This is a genomic window from Aeromonas sp. HMWF015, assembly GCF_963878965.1.
Classification (GTDB): domain Bacteria; phylum Pseudomonadota; class Gammaproteobacteria; order Enterobacterales; family Aeromonadaceae; genus Aeromonas; species Aeromonas veronii.
Genome location: NZ_CAWNZT010000240.1, coordinates 11,923 through 12,559, shown reverse-complemented (window position 1 = coordinate 12,559; position 637 = coordinate 11,923). Strand labels below are relative to the sequence as shown.

Sequence of the window (637 nt, the reverse complement as noted above, 5' to 3'; positions counted from 1 at the left end):
ACCAGATCCAGCAGGGAGTTGCCACCCAGACGGTTGGCACCGTGTACGGAGACGCAGGCAATCTCGCCCACCGCAAACAGACCGACCACCGGCACGTCGTTGCCGTTCTTGTCCTGAGTCAGGCATTGGCCATTCACGTTGGTCGGTACGCCGCCCATCATGTAGTGGCAGGTCGGGATGATCGGGATCGGCTCTTTAACCGGATCCACGTGGGCGAAGGTGCGAGAGAGCTCGCAGATGCCCGGCAGACGGGATTCCAGCACCTCTTTGCCGAGGTGATCCAGCTTGAGCTTGATGTGTGGACCCCAGGGGCCGTCGCAGCCACGGCCTTCACGGATCTCGATCATGATGGAGCGGGCCACCACGTCGCGACCGGCCAAGTCCTTGGCGTTCGGGGCGTAACGCTCCATGAAGCGCTCGCCATCTTTATTGAGCAGATAGCCGCCTTCACCACGGCAGCCTTCAGTTACCAGCACCCCGGCCCCGGCGATGCCGGTCGGGTGGAACTGCCACATCTCCATGTCCTGCACGCCGACGCCGGCACGCAGCGCCATGCCGACACCGTCACCTGTGTTGATGTGGGCATTGGTGGTGGACTGGTAGATACGACCGGCACCGCCAGTCGCCAGCACGGTGG

1 protein-coding gene is annotated in these 637 nt (G+C 63.4%); it reads right to left on the bottom strand.

The genetic code is table 11. The features are described from left to right. Positions 1-637: FAD-binding protein (locus AACS18_RS23460; RefSeq protein ID WP_258228933.1), on the bottom strand; the 637-nt coding region annotated here is incomplete at both ends.